8 protein-coding genes are annotated in these 6,000 nt (G+C 58.5%); 1 reads left to right on the top strand and 7 read right to left on the bottom strand.

All coding sequences use genetic code 11. The annotated features are described in order from the left end of the window. Positions 1 to 1,343 precede the first annotated feature (1,343 nt). Positions 1,344 to 1,589 (top strand): hypothetical protein, encoded by a 246-nt coding sequence (locus tag CHEJ32_RS0122690; RefSeq protein ID WP_028035823.1) that lies wholly within the window; start codon positions 1,344 to 1,346, stop codon positions 1,587 to 1,589. Positions 1,590 to 1,972: 383 nt separating this feature from the next. On the opposite strand, the gene CHEJ32_RS26460 is transcribed toward CHEJ32_RS0122690, so the two are convergent. The 7 genes from CHEJ32_RS26460 to CHEJ32_RS27835 are packed head-to-tail and all read right to left on the bottom strand — an operon-like array spanning position 1,973 to position 5,599. Then, the gene (locus tag CHEJ32_RS26460) at positions 1,973 to 2,785 is read right to left on the bottom strand and encodes a hypothetical protein (RefSeq protein ID WP_028035822.1); all 813 of its coding nucleotides are present in this window, start codon (positions 2,783 to 2,785) and stop codon (positions 1,973 to 1,975) included. Positions 2,786 to 2,830: 45 nt separating this feature from the next. Then, a complete protein-coding gene (locus CHEJ32_RS26455; RefSeq protein ID WP_028035821.1) occupies positions 2,831 to 4,111 on the bottom strand; it encodes an ROK family protein in 1,281 nt (426 codons plus the stop codon). Next, positions 4,108 to 4,347, bottom strand: coding sequence for a helix-turn-helix domain-containing protein (locus CHEJ32_RS27950; RefSeq protein ID WP_028035820.1), 240 nt, complete (start codon positions 4,345 to 4,347; stop codon positions 4,108 to 4,110). Before CHEJ32_RS27950 ends, CHEJ32_RS26455 begins: the two co-directional genes overlap by 4 nt. 37 nt (positions 4,348 to 4,384) lie before the next feature. Further along, entirely contained in the window at positions 4,385 to 4,726 is a 342-nt protein-coding gene (locus CHEJ32_RS27850) for an ABC transporter permease subunit (RefSeq protein WP_245261266.1), read from the bottom strand. Continuing rightward, positions 4,723 to 5,211 carry a carbohydrate ABC transporter permease gene (locus CHEJ32_RS27845; RefSeq protein WP_245261265.1) on the bottom strand — a complete coding sequence of 163 codons (489 nt, stop codon included), beginning with the start codon at positions 5,209 to 5,211 and terminating at the stop codon, positions 4,723 to 4,725. The genes CHEJ32_RS27850 and CHEJ32_RS27845 overlap by 4 nt, the downstream gene beginning before the upstream one ends. Further along, positions 5,208 to 5,393, bottom strand: a complete 186-nt coding sequence (locus CHEJ32_RS27840; protein WP_245261264.1) for a hypothetical protein — start codon at positions 5,391 to 5,393, stop codon at positions 5,208 to 5,210. The genes CHEJ32_RS27845 and CHEJ32_RS27840 overlap by 4 nt, the downstream gene beginning before the upstream one ends. Then, a complete protein-coding gene (locus CHEJ32_RS27835; protein ID WP_245261263.1) occupies positions 5,390 to 5,599 on the bottom strand; it encodes an ABC transporter permease subunit in 210 nt (69 codons plus the stop codon). The genes CHEJ32_RS27840 and CHEJ32_RS27835 overlap by 4 nt, the downstream gene beginning before the upstream one ends. Between the last annotated feature and the right edge of the window lie 401 nt (positions 5,600 to 6,000).

Raw genomic sequence — 6,000 nt, 5'->3', positions numbered from 1 at the left:
CGTCACCTGCATGGGATTGCGGCCGCCGCAGTTGCGGAAATGTCTTTCGGCGAACGGATCAAGAAATCGGACCGCTTCGGCCTGGGTGGTTTCGGGCGTGCAGTCCATCTGCCCGAGGAAGATACCATTGGTGTCGTCGACGATCACCATCGTGCCGTGGTCCGCACCATAGGACCGCAGCGCGATCTTGTATTCNAGCCAGCAGGACGTGCGGTCGGGACCGCGTCCGTATCGGGAATAGATTTCCTCCTTTGGCGTGCGCGCCGAAATGACTCCGGAGGCAAGGTCGTTGTAGATGCGGTCGATCAGGTTTGTGGGACGTATATTAGGCATTCTCATTTCTTTCTCTGCAAGTTTCGTCAAAGCTTCTATTCAAAGAAGCAAACCCATCATAGCACATACAACATCCTGCCTATCTAAGAGGAATGTAATCTAATCTACGAACAATACATACTTATTGTATTCAAAAGAATGGCGTTTGAGCGCCTCCAGCAGCGACAGGTACTTTGCGGTGCGACATTCCGCCACACCAAAAACACTTTGCTTGATTAATACTGAATCTGGTGGGCGACGCGGGCGGGCTCTCAANTTTATTGCCGCATGGGCCGCACGAACGGAGCGGCTCCAGTCCAGTTTTTCCGCCATTGCAGGCTCGTCGCGTCCGTTACACAAGTAAATCTACAAGTATTCCGTCGACGCAAAGAACAGGCCGATGCTGCCGCAAGGATCGACGGTCGGATTAAGATTGGCTGAAGAGGGCTGGACGTTGCCGCGGCCGACTTCGAGGCCGCTTCCCGAGCGACGCGTTTCTTGTGGCACGCTGACGATGAGATCACGCCCGCCGCGCCCTCCCGACTGGGCGGACGATTATAACCATTCCCGGCTGCACTCATCGCTCGGGTAATCAGACCCGGGCAAGCTATGTTGGAACCATCGCCACAACCGGCTCCAGCGCTGCGCAAGATGAAGGCTAGGCGTTCCGCCGGTCGCCCCACGGCGCCAAGTGGCGTATCGAAAACCGCCGAGGCTCTTCTCCTCTAGTCTAGTCATCAATGGGATGAAAGTTCAGTGGCAGGTCAGGAGCTTGTGTTTTTGGCTGATTCTGGCCTCAACACAAAAACGCCGTGGCGGGACTGTACTGGCGGAAGCGCTCCTCCCCTACCACGCGTCCCCCACTATAGCGCGTCTGGGGGAACACTTTTGCCTCCAACCAAGGCAGCAAGCTTTCCTTTGACTTCGATTTCAAAGCCTTCCCGTGCGCCTTTCGGGTGCACACTCACACTGTGAACCAGTGCACGAAAGCTCTGGACGAGAGACCCAGGCTCGCCTGAGGCCGGGGCGTCATGGGCCAGCGAAACCGCGAGCGCGTCGACAGTCTCGATATATCGTTCGAAGGTTGCGGGATGGAGCGTAATCACTGGAGGCTCCTCATCCAGTTGAGCAAGCTCGACATCGATCTCTTCCCTCCGCTGTTTGAGTTCGGAGATCCGAATCTTGGCATCGTCATCGCCAATGACACCTCGGATGACGAGATCGACCGTGCGCTGCCGCTCGCCTTCGATGCGTGCTCGCTTCGTCTCCAGTCCTGAGCGCCTACTGGCCGCTTCTCGAGCAAGCCGCCGGCGTTCCTCGTTGTACCTACGAGCATGTCTCGATCAGACGCGGAGCCGTTTGTGAATGCCGGCCAAATCCTCCATATCGCGCGAAAGCCGATCCAGGGCTTCCACCAACACGACTTCGAACAGCGTTGGCGAGCTGCCTCCTACAGGCTCATCAGCCCATCGCGACCGCGCACCTAGGCACCGGACCGCGCCTTGTCCTCATGATGGCAACACATCCAAGCCGCCACGTCGCGCGTGGGCACGGCACAGCGCGATCTGGTCTTCGGTGGACTTCTCATTCTGAAGCTCGGTCGAAAACCGGCGGCGTCACCATCTTCATGCTTCCGCCCGTCCCGGGGTTAGCACTCCTGCTATTTTATGCGAATCCGGAAAGCCGTATGACAGATCGGGCGATTGATGATCCGCCGCCAAACTCGCCAGCGGTCGACCATTTTTCCACAAATGGGAAAAGCGACGTCGCTGAAAAGCAACCAGCCATGCTTCAAGGTCTCGGTGGTAGGCGCACTCGCGGGATCGTTACCGATAGCGGGTAGCAGCTTGGCTTGTGCTGAAGACGTGCGCGAGCCGCTGCCCGATCGCCACATTTTGCGCAAAGCGCTAATCTTCATTCTTCGAGTAACACTCAACTCATCAAGACAGCGTTGGGAGCGGGCTTTCAGAAGCTTCTGCGCCGCCAGACTGGCAATCATCCCGCCGACATGTTCCGCAATACACTCTTCAATTTTCAGCGGTTCCGTGACTCGCATGCGTTGGCGCTCAAAGGCAATTTTCCCTTCCTGGACATATCGCTCCAGCAGATCGAAAAGAACCGCCCGGTCCTTGGTGCCGTCGAGTTCGGGCAACAGCGAGCTTTCGACGATCCCAAGCGGTACGGGCTCATGCCAGGCGTTGAACGTCATGTCCCTGCCCTCGCCGCGTGAGATCTCGGCGGCGCGTCGGATCGTTTTATCAATTCTGATTGGTTCGTCCGCTGGCGAGATGAAAACCGGCGAGAGACGAATTCTCGCCCAGCCTTTGATGGTCAAGGTTTCGAGCAACTGGTCGAGAGCGGAGACGGCCACCTTAACGTCGGAGGAGCAGCATTCCGAAACCCGCTGTAGCAAATCCTCATAAGAGACCGTTTCAGGCCACGCTGCCGAGAGGACGTCAAGCGCGACCTTCATTTCAGGCCGCTGCGTCGTAATCCTGGCGGTCCCACTTGCATAAACTTAGGCGCTTTCGACGATGCGCGTATCCCCCTCAACGCTGCTGAAGGAAGCTGCAAAGTGAAGATCTCGAAGCCTCTCGCCATCAAGCCGGTAGCGAATATCCTCTGCCCTCTCGTGATGAACCAGCAAAGTCTGCCTGAAGGTGCGGTTGACGATGAAGTCCAGATACTGCTCGATCAGCACCTGGCTGTGCCCGCACTCCTGTAACAGAGGCTCGGCAACCCCCTCGCCATAATTGCTGGCGAACATGGTTGAGGGCTGGGCTTCCGCGAGATAGCAGAGGCCGTAGCCGCCTGCCCGCTCCACGAAGTCCTGAAAATAACAGGGTGAGTTGAACGGCTCCAGATATTCATGGGAGAGATAGTAATCCTCCTGGCGCCGGACAAACTGGTGCAGCCCTCGAGCGCCAGGGCCACACCGCCCAAAGGGACGCTGCGCAGGCTGAGCTCCGAGAATTCGATCTTGCACTCGTCCAGCACGGCAGGAAGTGCCAGCTCCTCGACGGTGTGGATCATCGAATGGCGGATATAGGGATCGAGACGGGAGAGGCTTCCACCAAGGATGATGCGAGGTGGATTGAACGTTGTTGATAAGGTTGGAGGCGCCGATTCCCAGAAAGCTCCCCACCTCCGACAGGACCTGCAGGACCAGTTCATTCCCGGCTTCGGCCAGGCTGAGCAGTTCGTCGGTCGAAGAGACCTGACCGCCGTCCTGCTGCAGCCGCTTGGCAATGGCGAAATCCGATACATAGGCTGAAAGGCAGCCGCAATTTCCACACCTGCATAGACGCCCGTTCGGGACGATCTTGGTATGGCCGAACTCGCCTGCATATCCGCCTCGACCACGATAAAGCGCGCCATCGAGAAACAGGCCTGCACCCACGCCCGAGCTGCTGTCGAGATAGACGAAGGTCTCGTCGTCGACGCCGCTGCCGAACAGATATTCGGCCATGGCGTCGGCGTTACAGTTGTTGTCGATGTAAAGCGGCTGGCGGATGCTCGAGTCGAGGAGATTACGCAGTTGGAGATCACGCCAACCGAGGTTGGGCGAATGGGCAAGATGCCCGTCCCGCCCGACAAGGCCCGGCACCGACATGCCCACGGCCCTGACTTCATCCATCCGGCGGCCGACCTTAGCGACAAGCTCGGCGATACCGGCCTGCATTTCGGCTGCCAGCTCGGACCGGTGTGGGAGCGGATGTGTGACCTTGTCCAGGGGCTCGTCATCAAGCCCGGCCACCACATAGCTGATTTCGCCGGGAACGGGATGACCCCCGATCAACAGGCCCTTTTGGCCGAAATCGAGATCCGCTCTCCGGGTCGTCCGCGGCGCGTACCTCCCACCTTGGTGGCGCGTTCGATCAGGCCCAGAGCCTCGAAATCCTTCAGGATCGCCGAGACCGTGGATTTATCCGTCTCAGCCAACTCGGCAATCTCCCGTTGCGAAGCATTGGGATTGGGCCGGATGGCGTGGAAAATACGCGAGGCGTGGATTTGACGAACGACGGAAGGATGCATGTGTCGAAGGCTTTCAGGCGATGACCGCCTTCCTCTGTTATTTGGATGTTCCGCCCAGCAGACCGCGCGTAAACGCTTTCTGGAACAGCAGAAAGGCGATCATCATGGGAATGATGGATACGATCGTTGCCGCCATCATCGGCCCGTCATCCACATCAAGCCCGCCGATCATGGAATAGAGGGTGACGGGTGCCGGGCTGTTCTGGCCGCTGGTGAGGGTAAGCCCGAAGAACAGGTCATTCCACGCCGAGCGGCTTTGCACGATGGCAATGGCGGCGAGTCCGGAAACCGACGCGGGAAGCAGGATCTTGAAGAAGTATCCGGCCGGACCGCAACCATCGAGCTGCGCGGCTTCGAACATCGACCGCGGCACCGTCATGAAGTAGTTGCGCATGAAAAACGTGACGAATGGCAGGCCATAGGCCGTGTGAACGAGCCACATTCCGGGGATGGGCTGTAAAGGCCAATGCTCCGCATGATCATGAAGAGCGGAATCTGCACCGCCTGGTATGGCACCAGCATTCCGGCAAGGATCAGGAGATTGATGATGGGCCCGCCGGGGATGTTGACCTGGGACAGGGGATAGGCCGCAAGGGAGCCGACAAACACGGAGAACACCACCGAAGGAATGGTGATCATGAAACTGTTGAGCACGGCGCGGCCGATACGATCCCAGCCTTCAGCGTAGTTGTCCCAATAGATCTCCGTCGGCAGGCGCAGAGAGTATGGAATTTCCGCCGGCGTCTTGAGACTGGCGTTCAGCGCCATCAGCAAGGGCATCAGGTAGCAGATAGCAAGCACAATGAGGATGAAGTAGCGCCAGCCGGTGGAGAATGCCGGACGATGGGCCGCGAGCGCGCTCATTCGCGGATCTCCTCGACCTGGTTTGACATGTAGTAGACGTAAGGCATAATGACGATCGCCGCGAGAACCAGGAGCACCACGGCGATGGCAGCGCCCTGCCCCATTTGGAAACGCGAGAACGAGGTTTCATACATGTCCACGGCCAGGAGATAGGAGGACTCGAACGGCCCGCCCTGCGTCATGGACCAAACGATATCGAAGAGCGCATCGAGTCGATGCCAGCGATGCCAAGCACCACGACGGTGGCTGGCATCAGCAACGGAAGCTTGATCTTGGTGAGGATCGTCCAAGGCGAAGCGCCGTCGACACGAGCGGCCTCGATATATTCCGTGGGCAGATTCCGAAGCCCGCGAAGTAGATGAGGAAGGTGAAGCCGCTCCACGCCCATAGCGAGGCTGCCATGATCGAATAGGTGACGATCTGTGGGTCGCCCAGCCAGTTCTGGTTCCAGGACGAAAGCCCCAGGCTCTCGAGGACGGTCGAGAACAGACCTGTGGTCGGCCGATAAAGCCAGCGCCAAGCTGAAGCCACCGCGACCGTGGTGATCGTGAAGGGCAGGAAGAAAATGGTGCGGAAAATGTATGCGCCCTTCACGTCGCTGTCGAGCAACAGGGCAAGCCCAAGCCCGACAAGCGTGGGAACGATCAGGAAATAGGCCAGCCATTGCAGGTTGTTGTAAAGGGCGCGCTGGGTGCGGGGCTGGTTCAGTATCTGCTCGAAATTTGCCAAGCCCACCCACTGCATGTCCGGCGTCATGCCGTCCCAAGCGTGGAGTGACAGCCAGATCGT

This window comes from Chelativorans sp. J32 (genome assembly GCF_000518985.1).
In the GTDB taxonomy this organism is placed as follows: Bacteria; Pseudomonadota; Alphaproteobacteria; order Rhizobiales; family Rhizobiaceae; genus Chelativorans.
The sequence above is the reverse complement of the archived record's forward strand: the minus strand, read 5'-3'. Positions and strand labels throughout refer to the sequence as shown.